The organism is Plectonema radiosum NIES-515, assembly GCF_025753815.1.
Taxonomy (GTDB): domain Bacteria; phylum Cyanobacteriota; class Cyanobacteriia; order Cyanobacteriales; family Nostocaceae; genus Hassallia; species Hassallia radiosum_A.
The window spans coordinates 1-21,790 of sequence record NZ_JAOWRF010000152.1 but is presented as its reverse complement, the minus strand read 5'-3'; the positions used below and the strand labels follow the sequence as shown (position 1 = coordinate 21,790).

Below are 21,790 nucleotides of genomic sequence, written 5' to 3'. Positions count from 1 at the left end.
TGAGGGCAATCTAAAATATACTTCTAGTATCATCTTCAACTGACATCGCTAGAATGCTGACGAAAAGAAAAGGGCTAAGTCCTTGTAGTCCGGTGTGCAGGAAAAGACAGAAAAATAAATATGGGAAAATAAATTTAAAATTTTCTGGTTTGTAGTATCCGCTAACTACTCTTAAAATAACAAAGAAATAAAGAATACCAAGGGGAAGACCAGTATATGCAATCACCTCCAGAAAGGAATTATGGATAATAGCACCAATCGGTCTAAAGACAGATTCATAATCAGCCCCATAGCCTTTTAAAGCTAAATCCAAATTATTAGAATAAGATTGAATTAACAATCTATTGGCTTCAAATCTGAGTAAATTAGATTTATCATTAAAAGAAAATAACCGACTTGAATCTGTATTATAGCCAATGCCAACTTCGACATTGTTTAAAAAGTATTCTCCGACGAAAATACCAATAAAATTAGATATAATAAATAATATAACAAAATTCATCCGACTGGCTATTTTTGTAAATCCTTTTTCAAAAATTCTAATTAAAAAGAAAAATATCAGAGTGAAGAAATAATTTCTGCTAGCAAAAAGTAACGTAGAAACTAAAGCGATAATGATACCCGGCTTAAACTTGATTTTAACGCAAAGGAAAAAGAAGAGCAGCATGAATAATCCGGAGATATTTGGATCTCCAACACTTAAAGTTATTCTTTTACTTCCATCAAACTGGACTAATCTATATACAGCCATTTGATAAATCATTGCTGCATTTGTAAACCAACACAAGCCTACTAGATAGCTTCTTTTAATTTTAATAGGTGGAGAACCACTAAAGCCTATTGCCATCAGACAAATTGGCAAACTATATCTAAATAAGTGATAGCTGGAAAAATTGAGAAAAGTTTCTATAATTATCAAGCAAACAGCGAGAATATCGATATTTCGCAGCTTGCTTCTGTAATAATAGAGTTGCCAAAGTAAAATTATCGTTAACAAAGGTAGAGCGACTTTTACATGTGGCAGTTGTAGTTCGTAAGGAATGATATATATTGCAACTATGCTGTAGAGGATGAGTCCATAAAAAAAGTAATTTTTTTCTCCTTTTATGATGTTTGCGTTAAGATTCACTTTGTTGCCTCTACTATTTAATTGAGAGTGTGCTGAGAACTTTTGCAAATAGTTTGGAGTAACGTTGAGCTTGCAGTTCTAAAGAGAATTCTTGTTCGACTTTTTCACGAGCACGTTGTTGCAAACATAAAGAGCGATCGCTATCTGACAGCACCCAGTCGATACCAGCAGCTAAACTTTCCACATCAATTGGTTTAGCCAAATAACCGTTGCGCTGATGTTCAATCATATCAGGCATCCCGCCAATATCAAAGCCGACGCAGGGAGTACCGCAAGCTAGCGCTTCCATCACAGTATTCGGCAAATTATCTTGAGTTGACGGTGCAACAAAAACATCCGCAGCTGCGTATACCAGAGCCAGGGAGACATCATCGTTGAAGTTTCCCAAATAGTGACACTTAAAGCCAAAGTTGCTTTGCTCCGTTGGTTGGGAAGCCCCAAATACAACTAATTCTAGATTGTCTTGTAGCCCAGTTTGACTTAAGCTTTGTAAAGCTAACTTTAGTAAGTGAAACCCCTTTCTTGGTTGACTAGTTGACGCAGCACCAAAAAGAATTAATTGCTTATCTTGAGGAAGATTCAGCCATTCTCTTGCTATGGAACGGTTAATTGGTTTATACCTTTGAATATCAATACCGTTGGGGATGACTTCTACGGGATAGTTTTGTAATAAAAAACTTTTGCGAACACAGTCAGCTAACCATTGACTCGGTGTGACAATTGTCAAGTTGAGATGCTTCCATGCTTTAGCTTTGCGTTCCCACACCCATCGGGATAGATCCTGCTCTTTTTGAGAGTGAAGTTGAATACATGCACCACAAGAATTGAGATAGCGATCGCAATCTAAACTATATTGGCATCCTCCTGTAAAAGCCCACATATCATGAAGAGTCCAAATTAACGGCTGAGTAAATTTGGTAATGCTCTCAATTTGAAGGTAGCCACAAATCCAATGAATATTAATGATATCTGGAGATATTTGCTTTATTTTATCATCAATTAAGTCAGGAAACCATTGTGGCGAAAAAGTAGCATAATTATCTTTAGGATAAAAAGCAAGTGGTAAGTTATCTAAAGTGGGTCGCATTTGATTAATCCACTTTTCTAATTTATTTTGTGAACCAATTACTGTTTGATCGTCGTTAGATTTGTACTGAACTAACATTCGGGAATCAACATTCATCCCCCTTAGACCTTTGTGTAGACGAAATGCGGCACGAGCAGCTCCCCCATTCACATCAAAAGTACTAATAATTAAAGGATTCATTGCCAAATACCTTCATTTATATTGTTCAATACTTTTTGAGAACAGAAAACGTAGCTATCAAATATTCCCATATCTTTATCAAGATAGCTAGAGAAATCTACTCTGGTTTGAAATCCAATCGATTTCAAAAAATCAAAAATATCAATTCCAAATGTTCTATATGCCAAAATCTGACCGCGAATTTTATCCCCATGATACTCAGGTGGTAAAATATGAACATCTTTTTCACCCGAAGTATCTACACGAACAATAGTAGTTTGATCGAAGTTGCAAGGAATCGTAAAAATATGATAACCACCCAATTTTAAAATCCGATGAACTTCACGAAATCCCTTTTCATGATGTCTGACATGTTCAAATACATCTTCAGTCATGACAGCATCAAATGACTCATTTGCAAAGGTTAAATTTTCTAAATCTTGACAAAATACACCTTTCCTAATTTCAGTTCCGGGTTTAATGTCTGGAGAAAAGCTAGAACAAGTGTATAAGGGATAGTTTTGTAATACTTGAGAAATAGCGTCATTTACATCAGCATTATAAATATTTATTTCCTGTGTCTTAAAAATATTGGCAAGGGTTGAGTCAGTTTTAATAACTTCTTTAAGAAGTACTTTAATTACGTGTCTTTTGCGTGATGAACTCCGACAAAAAAGACAGTACATATTGTTGCGAGCATTATTTGAATCAATACAAACAAAAATTGTGATGTTGCCGCATATATTGCATTTACCTAATTTATGATATCCGAAATTTTTCAGAGCTTTTTTTGCGACATCGATTAGTTTCATTGTTGATGTTCTGAATAAAATACTTACAAATCTGAATATTGAGATGAACGCATTTCCATTTTCGGACGCTTGTCGCTGAGTCTTAACTTGAATTTTGCCCAGTAACGTATATGTCTAACTCTAGCTTTCGCACGATCCAGCAAACTTTTTTCCCAAACTAGAATTTCTGGATTGAATGAACTTACAGTTGCAGGCAAATTTTTTCCTAATCTCCCATAACCTTCTGGCAAATAATGTGCAGTAAAAGACTTTCTTGAATATTCTGGGTTAATATTTTTGAAAGCCCCATGAATTAAAAAAGGATGCCAGAATAAAACAGAGCCTTTTTCTAATAACATTGGTTGTAAAGAGTAATTTTGCTCTTGAATTAATTCTTGTATGTTGTTGACAAAATCTTCGTGATCGCTGAACTCGGAAACATCCGAATTTCTGGGAATTAAAAGTACTTTATGACTTTTGGGAATCACAAAAAAAGGTCCTGCATCTGCGTGAATTGTCTCAAGTGCAAACCAGCAGGCTATTAAATTACCCGGTGGATCGGTGTCAAGATAGTAATGATCGTGGTGAGGAACAGTACCAGTAGATTTATCAAAAAACATGGTCTGCCATATAGTATGTTTTTTGCGACATGTCAAGATATTTAACAACTGAGAAACAGAATTAGAAGCTACTATATTTAATGCGGATTGTTGAAAATATTTTGGAAAACTTAAGTCGATTGGATCGAGAATAGAGTGTTCTATAAAATTTTGTTCGTTAACTACCAACTTTTCTATTCGGTTCGTATCTTGAGAGAGAAAATAATAATTTTTAGAGTTTTTTAAAGTGTGGTAGCCTTTAGCGAAGAAGTCAATTTGCTCATTTGATATTACGTTTTTGACAACAACATATCCATACTCTTCGTAATAATTATTAATATCTTTGGTTTGATGTGGTAGAAAAGACACTGACATAATTTATCTCCCATAATACTTCGATACTATCAATAAAAGAAAATGCACCCGAAAAATTCCCGCTTTAAAATATCGTCAGCAGTAAAATCTTTAAATCTTGCGATAAAGACCAATATTTTATGTAGCTTTGATCGCAGTTATCAATTTTCTCTTTCAATTGCCACGCTCCTGTGATACCAGGCAAGGCATTCAACAAATTCTTGCTTTCTGAGCCAATTTTAATAGCATCATGCAACATTATTGGCTGTCGTCCCACTAAGCTCATATCACCTTTGAGTACATTAAATAACTGGGGCAACTTTTTTAAATTATACTTACGCATCCCAAATTTTCGGGACAATTGCTTACTGCTATAATCAGGCTGTTGCAAATCTTGAAAGTTATAAAGAAGGAAAAGTTTGCCTTGTTTGCCGACGCACCATTCTTCGGCAAAGATGGGTTTTTTTAAGTAGAGACTTTTTAGTGCGATCGCTCCTAAAACAGGACTGAGTATAATCAACAATACAAAGGCAATAATCCAATCGAGCGATCGCTTCAGCAACCAAAGAATCGGATGACGATATTCAGGTAGTTCCCGATGTCGTGGTATCCACAAAAATATCTTTTTGTCAACAGCATAGCAAAGCTTTGCCCATGTTTTCAGTTTGCATTCACCGAAAACTGGATCTATCCGAACCAAATGTGCGGGACAATATTGCAACCACTCAGCTAAAAACTGTTCGTTTCGAGAAGACAGCAGATGAAGTTCTTGAGCTATACTTCCTTGTCTAACTAGCAGTTGCCCAAGTCGCAATTTGATTTTGTAGCTCGGATAAATTTGTCTTGAATGCTTAGAAACATATCCTTCGGCACTAATAACTTGGTAATCCGATTCTAAAAGTTTTTCATTCACAGTCTGTATAGTTAAGTACTATGTATTAAGGTACGTTTTCTTGATGGAAATTAGCCATAATTTGGTGAGTAAGTTGTTGACATCTGGTGTCATTTTAAATGAGCCTAGATACACAAGTTGTTTTTGATGGTATATCACTCAATCTGGTGACAAAAATGCCTGCTTTGAAGTCAAAGCAAAGATATCAGCACACACATTCAAAAAATTCCGGCAAATGAGTGGACAACTTTTTTTCAACTCCCAGTCCCCAGTTGAAAAACCCCAAAAATCTGCCTAGTCAACTCAGAAAATTTTTCTTGCAACGCAGATTAGAGTGATTACAGAGTCACTTGGATGATGGAGATACAAAATATATCTTTAAAAAATAATAAGTTCATATATACGAAGAAGTCAACTCGTGTTCCGTAAATTCTCGCAAAATTTACAAAATCTTTATTTTTGTCAGAGACTCAAGAAGGTTATTCAAGTTGTTTTACTTAAATTTAGTGTATAAAAATAATTCAATTAACTTGTAGCTACTACTTGTAATTATTAAGTCAATTTTTACTTTGTTATTCAACAGTAGATGTTTAACTTTTGCTGTGTCAGAGGAAGGGGTGGTAATAATTCAGTAGCGATCGCTATCAGCTAACAATATCCCTTTTTTTATTATAGTTATGTTTTATACCTGTATCGTTTTTCTGCGAAAGTTTGTACTACACAAAAATTACGATCCAAAAAATATTTGATTGACATTGTATAAAAAATCATAATATAACTAGTAGATAATTTGCTAATAATGACACCTAAAGATATACTCAAATTATTAAATTTTAATATTAATTAAAAATACTTTTTACCAAAAACAACTGAGATTTATTGTATTATTTATTGCTAAACGCACTGATATTTTTTGAGTATATGTTCAGATAGAGGCTATATTCTCAGGTTGGATGTACTGGTAATTAATGTTAGAATTTTTAGCTAAAGTAAAATTGAATTTGTGCTTTTTAAATGAGAATTTAACCAAGAAAGTTTTTGCATATTGGCTGTAGAAATAATTGAGAAAATAATTGTTGTTGAGACATATAATCGGGTTCACATAAAGGGGGGTTTCTAGGATGATTAAAACTGATGTAACGTTTGTAATAGTTTCTTACAACTCTGGCAAAAGTTTGCGGGGTGCAATTGAATCTTGCTTAACAGCAGTTGAGACGTACTATCCCGATACAGGGAAAGTTGTAGTCTACGATAACGCTTCTGAGGATAGCTCTTTGCAAATTATCGATGATTTTGCCAAAAGATATCCAAAGACGTTTATCGGTATTAAGGGTGAGCAAAACTTGGGGTTTGGTAAAGCTAACAATAGAGCAGTAGAAGCTTCACCAAGCAATATGTATGTTTTAGTTAATCCTGACGTGACATTTAAACCTGAGGTAATTACTCAACTATCGGCAACTTTGAGTTCAGCTAAAGATATTGCGATTGTTTGTCCAAAACTACTTTATCTCGACCGTTCAGTTCAACCCTCGATTCGGCGATTTCCCACTTTTACCTACTTATTACTCAAGCATTTATTGGGGGGGGAATTGCAAAGTTTACTGCATCCCTTTGATTACTACTATGCGAAAATGCCTGCACCTGAAAAAGTTGTAGAAATCAACTGGGCAATAGGAGCATTTCTGGTGGTATCGGGAGAGTATGTAGCGCGGTATGGTTTGTTTGATGAACGGTTTTTCTTATATTTTGAAGATGTGAGTTTGTGTGTAGATGCATGGCAAAATGGGTATAGAGTTTTATTTGAACCCCAAGCGATCGCACTACATTTGTACCAGCGGGTAAGCACTAATTCAAAGTTGAACTACTTAACGCTGCTGCACATGATTTCAGCACTTAAGTTTTTTGCCAAATACAGACCATATAAAAAACGGTGGCAGGTAGTTATCTGGTTGCTAAATTTTAATTCAAAATTCAAATCAGCACTGCAATTCCAGACATCAGCAATACCTCACAGTCGAGAAAGTAACTTTGTTTCTGTCAAGCGAATAAGTTAAAAACTACTATGATTTTTTCTGCTGAATAGTTGATAATAAAACCTCAAAAAATTAGAGAATTTTATGCCAATGCATGTACCAACTTTTATCCGCAGACTGTTCTTAACGACAAAATTTTGGCAGGAAAACTATTTAATTTTACGTGCGTTCAAACCTTATGCGAAAACGGCAATTCTAGCTGTAATCTTCACTTTATTGGGAGCGGTTCTAGAAGCTGGTGGAATTGGTCTGATTGCATCTTTACTACAAGGATTAACAAATCCCAACCAGCCACCTGTGCATACAGGAATTGACTTTTTGGATGTTTGGTTATTAGGAACAAATGCGGCTGCACCTGAGCGAATATATCGCATATCTGGGTTGATTTTAGTCACGGTTTGGTTACGCGCTGTCTTCAGCTATTTCGGGCGTTATTTTGCCAAAGTGTGTGAAGTTAATTTAATAGACAGTCTTCGCAAACGGCTGTTTGAGCAATTTCAAAGACTTAGTTTGAGTTATTATACGCAAAGCCGTTCTGGAGAACTAATTAATACGTTTTCTAATGAAGTGACTTATATTAGTTATGCTTTTAATGAAATAATTAATTTTGTCACTAAAGCCTGCGTTATTCTCGCATATGCGATCGCCATGTTTGTCATCTCTTGGCAACTGACGCTGTTCACAGTACTTTTATTCAGCTTGCTTGCGGTAGTCGCAGCTTCTTTAGTTCGACGAGTTCGGGAAACTAGCTTTGAAATGACATCCGCAGGTGGAGAGTTGACCTCAAAAGCGATAGAATTTATCGGGGGAGTTCGCACCATCCAAGCTTTTTGGACTCAAGATTTTGAAAACAAACGTTTTCATAAAGTAGCTGAACGCTTCGCAAAAGCTTGGCTGAAAGCTTCCGCAATTAGTGGAATTGTCCAACCATTTGTTGAGGCAGTTGCGACGACAATTTTAATTGCGATGATTTTGGTGGCAGTCTCGACTCTTGTATCTAATGGCAGCCTGCATGTAATCTCATTATTAGCTTTTTTGTTTGCGCTGTTCCGCTTGCTGCCAATTATTGCTCACATGAATAGTTCTTGGGGCATAATTGCGATGCATTATGGGTCGGTGAAAAATGTCCACGAGATGTTGCGGACTGATGACAAGACTTATTTGAGAGATGGAGAAGCGAAGTTTTCTAGTTTAAAAGAGGCGATCGCCTTCGTTGATGTAGACTTTGGCTATGACGAAAAATTAGTATTACAAAATATTACGCTGAGAATCGAACGCGGTCAGATGGTGGCACTGGTGGGAGCTTCTGGTTCAGGTAAAACAACTATGGCAGACTTGCTGGTGCGCTTTTACGATCCCACCGCTGGTAAGATTTTGATTGATGGAGTTGACCTGCGGCAATATCAGCTAGCTTCACTGCGTTCTCAACTTGCGGTAGTCAGTCAAGATACTTTTATTTTTAACACCTCTGTTCACGATAACATTGCTTATGGGTTAGAAGGTGTGGACGACACCGCAATTGAAGAAGCAGCAAGACTTGCCAATGCTTTGGAATTTATTTTAGATATGCCCGAAAAATTTGCGACTCAATTAGGGGATCGCGGAGTGCGTTTATCTGGTGGTCAACGTCAGCGAATTGCCATCGCAAGAGCGCTACTACGCAACCCCAAAATTTTGATTCTTGATGAAGCAACCAGCGCTCTTGACTCAATTTCCGAACGCTTAGTTCAGCAGTCTTTAGAAAAATTAGCAGTTGGACGAACAGTGATTGCGATCGCTCATCGACTATCCACCATTTTTCGGGCAGATAAAATCGTCGTACTTGAGCAAGGTCGCATTGTCGAACAAGGAGGATATCAAGAATTAATCACCCAAGGTGGCAAGTTCTGGGAATATCACCAGATGCAGCATGAATTAGGTCAAGTGAACTCGAATTAAAAACATTCACTAGGCATCTCCATAAAAGACGTAGAGACGTAGCACTTGGTAGTCTAATCAAGGGTTTCGGGCAACGTATAGTTCATTTATGGAGATGTCTACTACAAATATTCAGATTTTCCATTTCCGCAAAATTCATGAGGGAAAATATTAGGAGTAAATTTGCTCAATTATTCGCTTCATTAGCGATGATGCCAACTACATTCAACTTGCCTAAAATGTCTATAGCTTGAATCAATTCAGTTCTAGTCACTTGACCCATTTTTTCCACCAATACAATCTGATGACAGTAGGTTGCTAAAATCCTGGCATCAACTGTGCCTAAAATTGCTGGGGCATCTATCAACACTAAATCATAGGTTTGCTCAAAGACCTGGATTAGTTCTTTCATCCGTCGAGAACTCAGTAGTTTAACTGTATCTTCTGGTGTCGGTCCTGCGGTCAAAACATCGATCGCGGGGTGAATTGGCTGGATGTAATCGGGAACTGGGGTATTTGTCTCATCAAGTAATAGCAGAGATAGTCCCCAGTCGTTAGAAAGTTCCAAAATGTTGTGCAGGTGAGGCTGCCGCATGTTGGCATCAATCAGTAAAACTCGCCGATGCATTCTTGCCGCACTCAACGCCAGTCCCTGTGCTACAGTTGTCTTACCTTCTCCAGGTAGTGCTGAGGTGACCATCAATGACTTGAAGGCGTAGGGATTTGATATTTGAATGTTTTGGTAGCTCATATCCAAAGTTTCGTGGCTGGGCAACCGAGTGTAGATATTAAGTTGTTTGTCACGATACGCAGAAGTGAAGCTGCCCTTTTGCTTTCTCAGCGATGAAAGACGCTTTTTCTTCAGCGGTAAAGATAATTTTGGGACTCTGCCGAGTAAACGCAGATTTGTTAAATTTTCTAACTCTTGTGAAGAATAAATTGCATCTTTAGACATTTCCCAAATCAGGGCGATCGCAATACCTAAAATCGGTCCAATTACTGCTCCCCCAGCTAAACGTAATACTCTCCCGCTACCGATATAAATTCCCGCTTGGGGTTCTTCCAAAACTTGCCAATCAAACCCTCCCTGAGCAATTTGCATTCCTAAAGATTGTTGCGCTTGTAGAAGTTGTTCGAGTGTTTTGCGATTAGTTTCTACTTCTGGCAACAGCCGATTGTACTGTGCGATTAAGGTGGGGTATCTGCTTAACTCTGAGCGAAGTTGCTGTTCTGACTGAGCTAAACTTTGTTCATTGGCAACTAATCCCAGAGAAGCTGTTTGCACCTGTATTAATTCTTCCAGCAACCTGACATCAACTTCTCCCATTTGTCCTTGTGTCAAAAGTGATTTGCTGGTAGCAGGTGTGGTGGGTGCTCTGTCTCCGAGCGATCGCCCAATTTCTTGTCGTAATAATGATACTTGATTGGAGCGTTGCTGGGTCAATTTGGCGATCGCCGGCGAGGTATCTGTATAGCGCAATCGTTCTTGACCCAAAGCTAATTCTGTTTTTTGAATCTCGTTTAATAGCGCTTGATAGCGAGTTGATTGACTCAAACGAGAGGAAATAAGGGCATTCTGCGGTGACGCTGCCATTTTTCGCTCCAAGTTATTGTAGCGAGCGCGGACATCTTCAAGCTGTGCACGAGTGCTTTGTAGCTGCTTTTGCGTATCGGCTAGAGAACCGAGGATAATTTTACTTTGTGCTTCGGGATCGAGTAAGTTATGTTTGCGCCGAAACTGTTCTAAATTATTCTCAGATTTAATCACCTCTTGTTTAATTGTTGGTAGGCGATCGTTAACAAAAGAAAGTCCTTTATTCAGACGTTGCTTTTGTTGCTCTATGTTGTAATCTTGATAAACTTTTTTTAATGCTTGCAGTACTTTTTCGGCTTTAATTGCATCTTCGTCTTTGAAGGTGATTTCAAATACTTGACTAGGAACTTTATTCACTCCTGTCCCTCCTTCTAGTTGGGACACAACTAAAGAACCTGGTTTAGCTTGTTTACCTTTCTTACCTAAAATATCTTCTACTTTAATATCTGGATATTCCGGACGCATTAAATCTACAGCTTTTTGGATTAACTTAGTACTCAGCATTAGCCTTAACTGAGCAGTGTAATCAACAACTTGAAAATTTGGGTCGGTAAATTGGCTATCTGTATTTCCTTGGATATTTCTAGATTGTAAGCCTTCATACAAATTGGAACTTACCAATAATTGCATAGAGCTTTGGTATTTTGGTTTGGCAATTGTTGCCAGAAAAATCGCCAGGGACATAACTAAACCAGAAACACCAAGAATGAGAAAGCGTCGGCGAAACAAAATAGTTGATAATTGTCTGATGTCAACTGTGCTTTGTGGGGAAGTAGTAATTAATTGTCCCTGATTCAGACCAGTATTAGCCACTATTAAAGTCCTTTAATCTCCACAGATGTTGAGCAAGAAAACTTTTGGAATATTAATTTTACTAAATTGATGACGCCACAACACGCGTTTAAGATTCCTGGAAAAAAATATGCTGTCTGTAAATTAATTAACGACAGTGTTAATTTTTACTTGAATAAACCTTAGATAACGTAGTAGGCGGAGCGATCGCTTAAAACCCTTGCTTTAAGTAGTAAGCAAGTCTGAATCCCCTACTGATTGCCCAAGCTGAATTCAGCAGTCAGAATTCTTCTTTAAGTGGGAAGTATTCTATCATTCAGGATGACTACGTTGTTTATATTTATGCTAATTTTAACAATTACAATCTGACATCTCTTGCCAAAATGGCAGATAAATTTGAAAAGTTATTTTGCGAAGGGAGAAGATTGTCTTGTTGTCGCTAACGAAAAAGCCCTAATTGAAGTATAGGGAAATACCCGTGTTTCTCTAGGAATCCGGTTTGATTTTTGAACAAGGTTAGGTATTGTCGGGGACCCGATTGGGGTGTGGAAAATCCCCCAATAAGGTCTCCTACGTATTTGTTCAAAAATCAAATAGTAGTCCTATATCATTCATCCCGCATTTATCCAACGCCTTAAATGTTTATACAATTGGGAATACCCAGAACAACACAGGGTAAATTAGAGTCTAGTGTCTGGATAATCGGATGATTTATAGACTGACAACCCAGAAACAGGATATCAGCAGCTTCTAATTTAACTACTTTCTGAAGTTCTTCAGCAACGCAGCCAAACCGCAAATGAGCTTTAAAAGAACCTTGCCATTCTTCAGCCAAACTCCGTGCTTGCCAAAGAATTCGGTCTGCTTGTGTGAGGGTGTCTACCAATTTTGTTTCTAAAGAAAGTGCATTTAATCTGAGTTTGGGTTCAGATAATACCGATGTAATAGACTTGGATGCATAGTTGACTGGACATGCCAATGATGGCTCATGCATTTCGGAATTAAAGACATCTAAATACTGATTTTTTTGATTATCCTCTACTACATAAACAGCTTGAACTATAACTTCTACGTTAGTGGCTAAACGTGTTTGATGGGTAATCCAAAAGGCAATATCTAGTGCGGTATGGCTGTTGGGAGAACTGTTGTAGCCAACGATTAAGTTAATTGATTTTGCTGGGTGAGATTTTTCAGTACAAGATGTTTTTGGTGATAACAATACCATTTGCTCAATTAAGTCATCACGACCTATTGCGCTTTGAAGACGAACTAACATTGGCTTGATTTTCACAGCTTTAACTTCTCTCTACTAAAATGAACGATGAACGAGAAGCAGGGTAAGTAAAGGCTGAATTGTATTCGCGGAACGTCTCCGGAGCAGAAGGATGAAGTATAAATTAATCAAGTATATTTTTAATCCTTCATCCTTTGTTATTCATCTTTATATTTAAGGAAACCCCAATAACAACTGTTATAACAGCCAAAGTTTTGGGGGTTCCTTCCATTGCCGACGGAGTTAGCTGACGGGCTAAGACTGGAAGGTGTCTTTCTCCAAAAGTTATGAGTTTTCAGTACTGAGTTAAATAGTAGTAACTATTAACTCTTAACTCCTAATTAACTTACTAAAAGATACGCCCCATAAGATGGTTCCTCCGCTTCAAATCTAGATTTGATGAATTTGAATTAGGCTACCCACTAGGATAAATGATAGTGTATTTTACTCGTCTTGAGTAAAATAGCGGTCTAAGAAATTTAAAGCGTGGTTGCGAAGTTCAAAATATTCTTTTGAGTTTCGCATGGCTGCGCGATCGCGTGGATGTTCAAACATGACTGGTAATATTTCTCCAATATTAGCCGCTGGACCGTTGGTCATCAAGACAATGCGATCGCTCATATAAATTGCTTCATCCACATCATGAGTAATCATCATTACCGCTTGTCGGTGATTTTCCCAGATATCTAATACCTGACGCTGCAATTTCCCGCGAGTTAAAGCATCTAACGCTCCAAAAGGTTCATCCATCAGCAACATTTTCGGACGAATGGCGATCGCTCTGGCAATCCCAACACGCTGTTTCATTCCTCCAGAAATTTCATCGGGATATTTTTCAGCCGCTGCATTTAAATTTACCATTGCTAGGTGCTCGTTAACAATGCTAATTTTCTCGGCACGAGATGCACCCTTTAACACTTCATCCACAGCCAGACGAATGTTTTCTCGTACCGTTAACCAAGGTAGTAACGAGTAGTTTTGAAACACCATCATTCTCTCGGCTCCCGGCTTGTTAATTTCTTTCCCATCAAGCCGCACTGAGCCAGAAGTTGCTTTTTCTAAACCGGCTACTATTTTTAATAAAGTAGATTTACCACAACCGGAGTGACCAATTATAGAAACATATTCGTCCTCACCAATACTGAGATTCACATTATCTAAAACGACAGATTTTTTCCCATCAGGTGAAGGATAAGCTTTCACTAAATTTTCAACTTCTAAAAATCCAGTGCGGGGTGTAGCGATATTGTAGTTATTTTCCGAAAAAGAGGTAGATTTCATCTCGATTAACTCCTGAAATAATACTGATGGCTAATAGACAACGATGTGGAAATTAATTATGCGTTATCCGAACCCTTGTAGAGACGTTCCGATGGAACGTCTATTTATTCCGATGGAACGTCTATTTATTCCGATGGAACGTCTATTTATTCCGATGGAACGTCTATTTATTCCGATGGAACGTCTATTTTTCACCAGATGAAGAATGATTTTTCGCGTTGCATAACCGTGGGATGAATCGTAGAGACGTTCCGGTGGAACGTCTTTACAATACGTATTATGCAACACCACTTTTTTAACCCAAATAAAAACGGTTGGGTGCATTTGCCCTAATCTCAAAACTGTTGAGATAGCGCACAGGATCGCTAGGGTCAAAGCCTTTTTTGTCGATGAATACTTCGGGAGGTTCTACTTTGTAATCATCCTTGGGACAATCGATACCCATTTCTGCGGCAATTTCTCGATATAAATCGGTTCTCCAGCCTTGTTGAGCCAGTTTCTCAGCATTTTTGGGAAATTCCTTAATTTGTCCCCAACGTGCTGCTTGTGTCATCAACCAAAGACTTCTGGATCTCCATAAAAATGTCGAGTGTTCTCCAGGCTGTTTGGGAATGTTGTCAGGAATATCGTAGAAAATCGTAGTATCGGCAGCTTTGATGATGCGGTCTTTGCCATCAAATCCACCATAGTTGTAGTTGCCGACAATTCCGGGGCTGGTAAAAAGCGCGATCGCTGCACCTTTCTTTTTCGGTTTTGCACCGGTAAAGGAGCGATCTGTAATCAGTTCGGCAACTTCTTGGCGGTTTTCTGGTTTGCTGCAATATTGGCAGGCTTCAATCATCGCTTTCACCAGAGAACGATAGGTTTTCGGGTATTGGTCGATGAATGATTGCATTACCCCTAAAAGCCTATCTGGGTGTCCCTGCCAAATTTCTTTGCCTTGTGCGAAGGTAAAGCCAACACCCTCGTTGCCTTTAATTGCCCGTGTATTCCAAGGTTCCGCAACCATGTAAGCTTGCATTGCCCCAATCCGCATGTTTGTTACCATCTGCGGGGGTGGAACGATGATGACGCGAAACTCTTTCAGGGGATCGACACCTGCGGCAGCGGATACGTAGCGGACAAAGTATTCGTAAATGGCGGAACTTAGCACCACAGCCCAAACTTTGCGTTCTGGGGGTTGGCTGTCAAAGTATGCCCGGAATTGTTTGCCAAATGCTTCTAAATCGCCGTTGTATTCATACCACGGACGCAACCCGAAATCCCACATGGCTTTGTTCATGGTCATGGCGTTGCCGTGACGGTGAATGGTCATTGCCGCACACAAGGGAGCGTGACGTGCCCCTTCAGCACCGATTCTGGCGTTGGTGACGGCACCGGATACCACGGGTGAGGCATCAAGACGACCAAAAATTAAGCCGTCGCGGGAGGTTGCCCAACTAGCTTCGCGGTTGAGTTTGACGTTCAAGCCATATTTGTGGAAGAAGCCTTTTTTCCAGGCGATCGCAAATGGTGCACAATCATTTACCGGCACATAACCAACGGTGATATCCGGTTTTTCTAAGTCTTGGGATCTAACTACTGGTTTTATCGCTAAAGCTTCTTCAGTCAGTCCTTTAGCCGAGCGATCGCCTGAAATTGCACACGAAGACAGCAGAGTTCCCGCTGTGGTTGCTCCGATTCCTAATATAAAGTCTCGTCGAGTCCAGTTGTTATTGTCGGTGTTACTCATATGTCATTTTCACCGATGGTTGTTCGTTGTTCGTTGATAGTTGATGGTTGATGGTTGATAGTTGATAGTTGATAGTTGATAGTTGATAGTTGATAGTTGATAGTTGATAGTTGATGGTTGATGGTTGATGGTTGATGGTTGATGGTTGATACCCAACAACTAACCACTAATACCAATTTTATTTAAAGATGCATATTATTAGCCTGTGTTCGCGTAGCGTGTCGTAGACAAGACAGGCTTTGTTTGTGTAGCCCCAGGCTTCAGCCTGAGGGCATTATATGCAGCCTCACATAAAATTGGTATAACCACTATCAACGACCCACTAACGACTAACCACTATCCACCATCAACTATCCACTATCCAATTGCTAATTTGAAGCTGTTGGACGATGAGTTACTAATTCTTGGACTTTGCCGACGGCGAAGTCAAGTAGTAGTCCAGTTATGCCAATTACGAACACAGCTAAAAACACTGAACTCAGGTTTAAACGGCTCCATTCATCCCAGACAAAAAAGCCGATTCCAATACCACCTGTGAGCATTTCTACAGCAACAATTACTAGCCAAGCAATGCCTAAACTAATTCGCAAACCTGTAAAAATATACGGCAAACTGGCGGGCAAGATAATTTTTGTAATCCGTCTCCAACGAGGCATTTCTAACACCCGCGCTACATCTAAATAATCTTTGGAAACGCTAGAAACTCCCAGAGCGGTGTTAATAATTGTCGGCCACAATGAAGTAATGAATATAACAAAAATCGCTGACGGATCTGCTAAGTTGAATATGGCTAAGGAAATAGGCAACCACGCTAGAGGTGATACGGGTTTAAAAATCTGAATGATCGGATTAAAAGCTAACATTGCCGATTTCGACATGCCAATCAAAAAACCCAAAGGAATTGCGACTACAGCACCTAATAAAAAGCCAAGTATTACCCGACGCAGACTTGCTAGCAATAACCAACCAATTCCCAAGTTGCCCGGTCCGCGTTGGTAAAAAGGGTGTAATATGTAGTCCATATTCGCTGCTAATGCCTCAGGCGGGGTGGGCATCAATTCATGGTTGGCAAGGGCAATAACCCACCACAATAAGATTATCCCCAAGAACCCAAACACAGGTAACAGAACTACATCTTTGAAAATCGTAGGTTTTGCCTGTTTCCATATAGTCTGTCCCGCAACTGCAACAATTGCAGCCAAATTTAATTGAAATATCATTTTCACCTCAACAGATTTAAGTGCAGGTACAAAAAATCTGAGCAGCACCAGCCTTGGACACTGATGAGGTCATAACATTATATAAGAATGTTGGCTGCCTCTTCAGTCTCTTCTCAATGCCTACGAAGTTAGCTGACGGGCTAGGGTTGAGAAATACCCTTTTTAAGAAAGTTATGAGTTATGAGTTATGAGTTATGAGTTATGTAGAGACGTTTTGCCGGAACGTCTCTACGAAAGTTATGAGTTCAAAACTCCTCACTTTTCACTCCTCACTCTTAACTTTCTAGAAAATACGCCCCAAAATATGGTTCCTCCGCTCTAGCATCATCTCCCACCTAAACACTTTGGGTAATGAAATTTGCTAGATTAAGCTGACTTACTCAATTTGAATATAAATCGTAACATGGTTCTTTGGTAAATATTATATTTATCTTAAAATATTTAAATTAAATATTTCTTATATTTTCCATAGAAAACAAGCAAAATAATAAATCATCAGATTATGTCTTTAGACAGATGAAATATAGATAAATAGCTAGAAAATCCAAATAGCGATCGCTCGCTGTTTTCAAAGCTAGACCGAGCAGGGAAAGGCAAAATTAAGCTAGATTCAAAAAGCAGGAGTTAATCCTACTTTTACTGTCATTTTGCCTTTGTCAGTCAAAGTTTCATGATTCAACTTAACAACAAACCTTGTTTTTTCAAAAGGGCGATCGCATCTTCTGCCGCAGCTTTTTCCGCATCTTTTTTATTGCGTCCTTTACCTTGTCCATACTCTTTTTCACCGACAAAGACTTTGGCAAGATACTCTGGTGCGTGAGATAAACCACCTATTTGAACTGCGTCATATTTAGGGGGATTTGGAGTTACATTACGTTGTACCCATTCCTGAAGACGATTTTTTGAATCTACATTAGAGCGAGATACAACAATATTTTCAGGTACAGAATCAAATAATGGTTCAACAATAGCTCTAACCGCTTCAATATCTGAATTATTATCTAAATAATAAGCAGCAATAACCGCTTCAAAAGTACTACTAAGTAAGTTGGGATTTTGAAAGCCTCCATCTCGAATTGCACCTTTTCCTAACCGCATTCTAAAGTCTAAACCTACTTCAATAGCGAACTTTGCTAATTGTTTTTCATCTACTAATGCTGAACGACGACGAGTTAATTCATCTTCTCCTCTTTCTGGGTGATGACAAAAGAGATATTCACCACTTAAAAAATTGAGCAACGCATCACCGAGAAATTCTAAGCGTTCGTTATGTTCTCCTTCTCCTGGATTTTCATTAACATAAGAACGATGGGTTAAAGCTTTGCGTAAAAGTTTTTCATCACGAAATGTCAGAACTTTGTGCATGTTTATCTCGTTTTTGTTTGCGGAACTTAATTGCATGGAAATTTTCCAAGTATTATTGTGTTCAAAATTGAAGGTTGTAAAACTGCAAATAGCAGCGAACTTAAAAAAACCCAGCTGTTTAAATAAACTGGGTTTGCAAAAGCTATAGTGTATTTCCGGGAAACAACTTCAGGCTGCCAATTTATATTACTCTATTAAAAGCAACTCCTGATTTTGCATTCGGACTTTCCCTTCTTTCACAGCAACATCAACAAACTTACTAAAGCGTGAAAATTTCTTTCCATCAGGTGTACAAATACACGAAACTCCCTGATAATTGGAAAAATGTTCACGCATCAGGCTGTTAATGTAACCCAATACTGTAGACTTCCCTTGGCTTAACGCAATCTTGATAGCTTTGACAAGGTACTCTATAGCCTCATTATAATTAATTTGGGAATTAATGAACGTTATTTGAGACTGATTTGTTTCTACAATTAACTGAGGTAAATCATCTACAAAGTAAAATTCATGAGCAAGCTCTTTCAACTTTTTCTTTACATTACCTTTTTTTGCAAAAACTATGATATTTTTACCCCTATCTTGCAAAAATTTAACTGGATTGGCAAAGTCTCCATCTCCTGATACAAGAATAACTATGTTCGGAGACTGATTGTTATAAACATCATCAATTAAATCAGATTTAAGCTGATTATCTGCACTGTTTTTTAAAACGCACGTAACATCATAACAGCAAAAACCAATACTTTGTAGGCTATCCTTTGCAGAAGCTTGGTTTTCAAACAGTGAATTATAGTAGACTTTTTTGCCAATCACACGTCCCTTTGAATTGGCAAAAGCTAGCAATAAACTTGCTAATTCTTGACTTAAAGACACGTTCTGATAATCCCAATAAATGGAAACTAAACGTTTCTGCTGGTTTGTTTTTCCACTTGAACCAAGATGAATGTCTGTCATTGAAGTATGTCCAGATTTAGATTTGATTTACTGGACAGCATCAGTCAATCATGCATCTAGCTGTACTAAAGTTTTATGCCAGAAACATATACTCAATGAGTACATCTCTGTCACCAAACTCTCTACTTGCACATTTTTTATTCTAGTCTCAGCGGTAGGAATCCTGGCTTTCTGCCAAACTCCGAGTCAACCCATTTCCTGAACATTCATCCAAATATCTTGCCTTCCCACTGAATATCAATGTCAATGACCTGACGTGACATCAGGCTGAATATTCAGCAAACGGGATGACCCGAAATTTGGCAGAAAACTAGGAATCCTGCCGCTGAGACAATACAAAAAAATCTGCGCTTTAGATTACGGATATTATGCTGTCTACCTATAGTTTCGCATGGTATCAGATTTAAGTCAATGCCCTTATTTGTTAAAAATTGCTTCATGCGATACTCCTACGGAGTCACTTCTCTACTATCCGGCTTCGCCAACGCGATCGCCTAACATTCACAAACCTTAAAAACTCACCTTTGGTGGAAATACTTTGCCTAAATCAACAGACAGTTCAGGAAAACAAGGTAGCGCTATTACTTGATTGGGTAAGATAATTCGCTTATTCAAATAGCCATATTTACCTTGAGTATTCTGATACGGTTCATTATAAGATTCTAGATAATTATCAAATAAATTAAATATCCAATAATCAGAAATACCTGCTTGAGCATAAAGAGGTATTTTGACATCTTGGTCATAATCTAAAGAAGAATCTGAAACTTCCATCACCAGCAGGACATCAGCAGGATTGGGGTGAGCAGAAAAATAATTATCACCTCGGTTTTGAAGAATGGCAAAATCTGGTTCTGGTTCACTTTTAGGTGGTATAACAATCGGTGCTTGACATTGCAAAGTTGCTCTGTTTCCTACCAGCTTTGGGAGTTCTCGCAACAAGTTTCGCAAACAAGTTTCGTGCGCTACACCTTTCGAGACCATTTCAATAAGTTCTCCATTGATTAATTCAATTCGGTCATCTTCATGAAAAAAGCCTAATTCTGCGAGTTTGTGGTATTCATCCAATGTGAAGCGTTTAGCCTGAGCGATACTCATACATTTTGCTCCGAAAACAAAGTTGCGATAATACTTATTATAAATGTGCCAGAAATTGATATGCTAAAAGCCGAGACAAGCTAAAATGTGCAAATCATGCCTGCGCCTACAATTACTGCCTTTCCGCTGTCCGCTGTCGTCGGTCAAGAAGCAATTAAACTAGCATTGCTGCTAGCTGCGGTCGATCCGGAGTTAGGAGGAGTAGCGATCGCAGGTCGTCGGGGTACGGCAAAATCTGTGATGGCTCGTGCTATTCATGCTATAATTCCACCCATTGAAGTGGTTAAAGGTGGATTGAGCAATTGCGATCCCAATCGCCCACAAGAATGGGATGATAAGCTTATCGCCGAAGTCGGGGAGACAATAGAAACCGAAGTCATCCCCGCACCCTTTGTGCAAATTCCTCTAGGAGTGACTGAAGACCGACTTTTGGGTTCTGTGGATGTGGAACAGTCGGTAAAACAAGGAGAAACGGTGTTTCAGCCAGGTTTGCTCGCTGCCGCAAACCGAGGTGTGCTGTATGTGGATGAAATTAACTTATTAGATGACCAAATCAGCAACCAGCTTTTAACAGTATTATCTGACGGACGCAACCGAATTGAGCGGGAAGGTATTAGTTTTCAGCATCCGAGCAAACCGCTGTTTATTGCGACTTATAACCCAGAAGAAGGAACGCTGCGAGAACATTTGCTTGATAGAATAGCGATCGCACTTTCGGCTGATGGGGTACTCGGATTAGATCAAAGAGTCGAAGCGGTAGAACAAGCGATCGCCTATTCTAAATCTCCCCAAGAATTTATAAAGCAATATAACGAAGACATCGATAACCTAAAAACTCAAATCCTCCTCGCACGAGAATGGCTCAAAGAAGTTACCATCACCCACGAACAAATCGCCTACCTAGTAGATGAAGCAATTCGTGGGGCAGTGCAAGGACATCGCGCTGAATTATTCGCCATGCGTGTGGCTAAAGCATCTGCGGCTTTAGATGGACGCACCACAGTAAATGCCGAAGATTTACGCCGTGCAGTAGAGATGGTAATTGTACCACGAGCAACGGTGTTGCAGACACCACCAGAACAACAACCACCTCCACCCCCACCACCACCAGCACCACCAGAAAATCAAGACGAGTCGGAACAAGAAGAGAAGGAAGAAGACGAAAAAGAAGAAAATCAACAAGAACAAGAACCACCCAGCATTCCCGAAGAATTCATCTTTGATCCTGAAGGTGTAATTCTTGATCCCAGCGTGCTTTATTTTGCTCAAATGGCGCAGCGTATGGGTAAATCTGGCAGTCGCAGCTTAATTCTCTCTGAAGACCGGGGACGCTACATTAAGCCGATGCTACCCAAAGGAAAAGTGCGACGTATCGCCATAGATGCCACCTTAAGAGCCGCTGCACCGTATCAAAAGGCACGACGTTTGAGGGGTGGGGGAGTGGGGGAGTGGGTCCGGGGGGGACAAGGGGGACAAGGAGACAAGGAGAATAATTCTTCTTTCCCCCCATCCCCCCA

Annotated in this window: 18 protein-coding genes and 2 riboswitches; of the genes, 4 read left to right on the top strand and 14 right to left on the bottom strand. The window is 39.0% G+C overall.

Annotation, left to right across the window (positions count from 1 at the left end; translation table 11 throughout):
- Positions 1-10: 10 nt before the first annotated feature.
- The 5 genes from OGM63_RS10055 to hepC all read right to left on the bottom strand — a co-directional run bounded on the left by OGM63_RS10055 (position 11) and on the right by hepC (position 5,032).
- Positions 11-1,129: a hypothetical protein gene (locus tag OGM63_RS10055; RefSeq protein ID WP_263745377.1), complete on the bottom strand. Its 1,119-nt coding sequence runs from the start codon at positions 1,127-1,129 to the stop codon at positions 11-13.
- Between the two features lie 13 nt (positions 1,130-1,142).
- Positions 1,143-2,396 (bottom strand): glycosyltransferase family 4 protein, encoded by a 1,254-nt coding sequence (locus OGM63_RS10050; protein ID WP_263745376.1) that lies wholly within the window; start codon positions 2,394-2,396, stop codon positions 1,143-1,145.
- The gene (locus OGM63_RS10045) at positions 2,393-3,187 is read right to left on the bottom strand and encodes a class I SAM-dependent methyltransferase (RefSeq protein ID WP_263745375.1); all 795 of its coding nucleotides are present in this window, start codon (positions 3,185-3,187) and stop codon (positions 2,393-2,395) included. Before OGM63_RS10045 ends, OGM63_RS10050 begins: the two co-directional genes overlap by 4 nt.
- Before the next feature lie 23 nt (positions 3,188-3,210).
- Positions 3,211-4,140, bottom strand: coding sequence for a phytanoyl-CoA dioxygenase family protein (locus tag OGM63_RS10040; protein ID WP_263745374.1), 930 nt, complete (start codon positions 4,138-4,140; stop codon positions 3,211-3,213).
- A gap of 64 nt (positions 4,141-4,204) precedes the next feature.
- Complete coding sequence (gene hepC / locus OGM63_RS10035; protein WP_263745373.1) at positions 4,205-5,032, bottom strand: heterocyst development glycosyltransferase HepC; 828 nt, start codon at positions 5,030-5,032, stop codon at positions 4,205-4,207.
- Positions 5,033-6,132: 1,100 nt separating this feature from the next.
- Here hepC and OGM63_RS10030 point away from each other — a divergent pair.
- Positions 6,133-7,065, top strand: a complete 933-nt coding sequence (locus OGM63_RS10030) for a glycosyltransferase (RefSeq protein ID WP_263745372.1) — start codon at positions 6,133-6,135, stop codon at positions 7,063-7,065.
- A 63-nt stretch (positions 7,066-7,128) separates the two neighbouring features.
- Positions 7,129-8,982, top strand: a complete 1,854-nt coding sequence (gene hepA / locus OGM63_RS10025; RefSeq protein WP_263745371.1) for a heterocyst formation ABC transporter subunit HepA — start codon at positions 7,129-7,131, stop codon at positions 8,980-8,982.
- A 166-nt stretch (positions 8,983-9,148) separates the two neighbouring features.
- Here hepA and OGM63_RS10020 read toward each other — a convergent pair whose 3' ends face one another.
- The 3 genes from OGM63_RS10020 to OGM63_RS10010 form a co-directional block, all read right to left on the bottom strand.
- Complete coding sequence (locus OGM63_RS10020; protein ID WP_263745370.1) at positions 9,149-11,368, bottom strand: GumC family protein; 2,220 nt, start codon at positions 11,366-11,368, stop codon at positions 9,149-9,151.
- A 613-nt stretch (positions 11,369-11,981) separates the two neighbouring features.
- A complete protein-coding gene (locus OGM63_RS10015) occupies positions 11,982-12,638 on the bottom strand; it encodes a universal stress protein (RefSeq protein ID WP_263745369.1) in 657 nt (218 codons plus the stop codon).
- A 202-nt stretch (positions 12,639-12,840) separates the two neighbouring features.
- A riboswitch (cyclic di-AMP (ydaO/yuaA leader) is annotated at positions 12,841-13,032 on the bottom strand.
- Positions 13,033-13,064: 32 nt separating this feature from the next.
- The gene (locus tag OGM63_RS10010) at positions 13,065-13,901 is read right to left on the bottom strand and encodes an ABC transporter ATP-binding protein (RefSeq protein ID WP_263745368.1); all 837 of its coding nucleotides are present in this window, start codon (positions 13,899-13,901) and stop codon (positions 13,065-13,067) included.
- A 58-nt stretch (positions 13,902-13,959) separates the two neighbouring features.
- Here OGM63_RS10010 and OGM63_RS10005 point away from each other — a divergent pair, with 58 nt between their 5' ends.
- Positions 13,960-14,103 carry a hypothetical protein gene (locus OGM63_RS10005; RefSeq protein ID WP_263745367.1) on the top strand — a complete coding sequence of 48 codons (144 nt, stop codon included), beginning with the start codon at positions 13,960-13,962 and terminating at the stop codon, positions 14,101-14,103.
- A 93-nt stretch (positions 14,104-14,196) separates the two neighbouring features.
- On the opposite strand, the gene OGM63_RS10000 is transcribed toward OGM63_RS10005, so the two are convergent.
- From OGM63_RS10000 to OGM63_RS09975, 6 genes are all read right to left on the bottom strand, one after another.
- On the bottom strand, positions 14,197-15,633 hold the full coding sequence (locus OGM63_RS10000; protein ID WP_263745366.1) for a CmpA/NrtA family ABC transporter substrate-binding protein: 1,437 nt from the start codon (positions 15,631-15,633) through the stop codon (positions 14,197-14,199).
- Positions 15,630-15,800 carry a hypothetical protein gene (locus tag OGM63_RS09995; protein WP_263745365.1) on the bottom strand — a complete coding sequence of 57 codons (171 nt, stop codon included), beginning with the start codon at positions 15,798-15,800 and terminating at the stop codon, positions 15,630-15,632. Before OGM63_RS09995 ends, OGM63_RS10000 begins: the two co-directional genes overlap by 4 nt.
- Before the next feature lie 201 nt (positions 15,801-16,001).
- Positions 16,002-16,853, bottom strand: a complete 852-nt coding sequence (gene ntrB, locus OGM63_RS09990; RefSeq protein ID WP_263745364.1) for a nitrate ABC transporter permease — start codon at positions 16,851-16,853, stop codon at positions 16,002-16,004.
- 102 nt (positions 16,854-16,955) lie between these two features.
- Positions 16,956-17,214, bottom strand: a riboswitch (cyclic di-AMP (ydaO/yuaA leader).
- A gap of 314 nt (positions 17,215-17,528) precedes the next feature.
- On the bottom strand, positions 17,529-18,218 hold the full coding sequence (gene rnc, locus OGM63_RS09985) for a ribonuclease III (protein WP_263745363.1): 690 nt from the start codon (positions 18,216-18,218) through the stop codon (positions 17,529-17,531).
- 186 nt (positions 18,219-18,404) lie between these two features.
- Positions 18,405-19,175 carry an NYN domain-containing protein gene (locus OGM63_RS09980; RefSeq protein ID WP_263745362.1) on the bottom strand — a complete coding sequence of 257 codons (771 nt, stop codon included), beginning with the start codon at positions 19,173-19,175 and terminating at the stop codon, positions 18,405-18,407.
- A gap of 510 nt (positions 19,176-19,685) precedes the next feature.
- Positions 19,686-20,273, bottom strand: coding sequence for a Uma2 family endonuclease (locus OGM63_RS09975; RefSeq protein WP_263745361.1), 588 nt, complete (start codon positions 20,271-20,273; stop codon positions 19,686-19,688).
- A 96-nt stretch (positions 20,274-20,369) separates the two neighbouring features.
- Between OGM63_RS09975 and OGM63_RS09970 the strand changes: the two genes are divergently transcribed.
- Positions 20,370-21,790: magnesium chelatase ATPase subunit I (locus OGM63_RS09970; RefSeq protein WP_263745360.1), on the top strand; the 1,421-nt coding region annotated here is incomplete at its 3' end.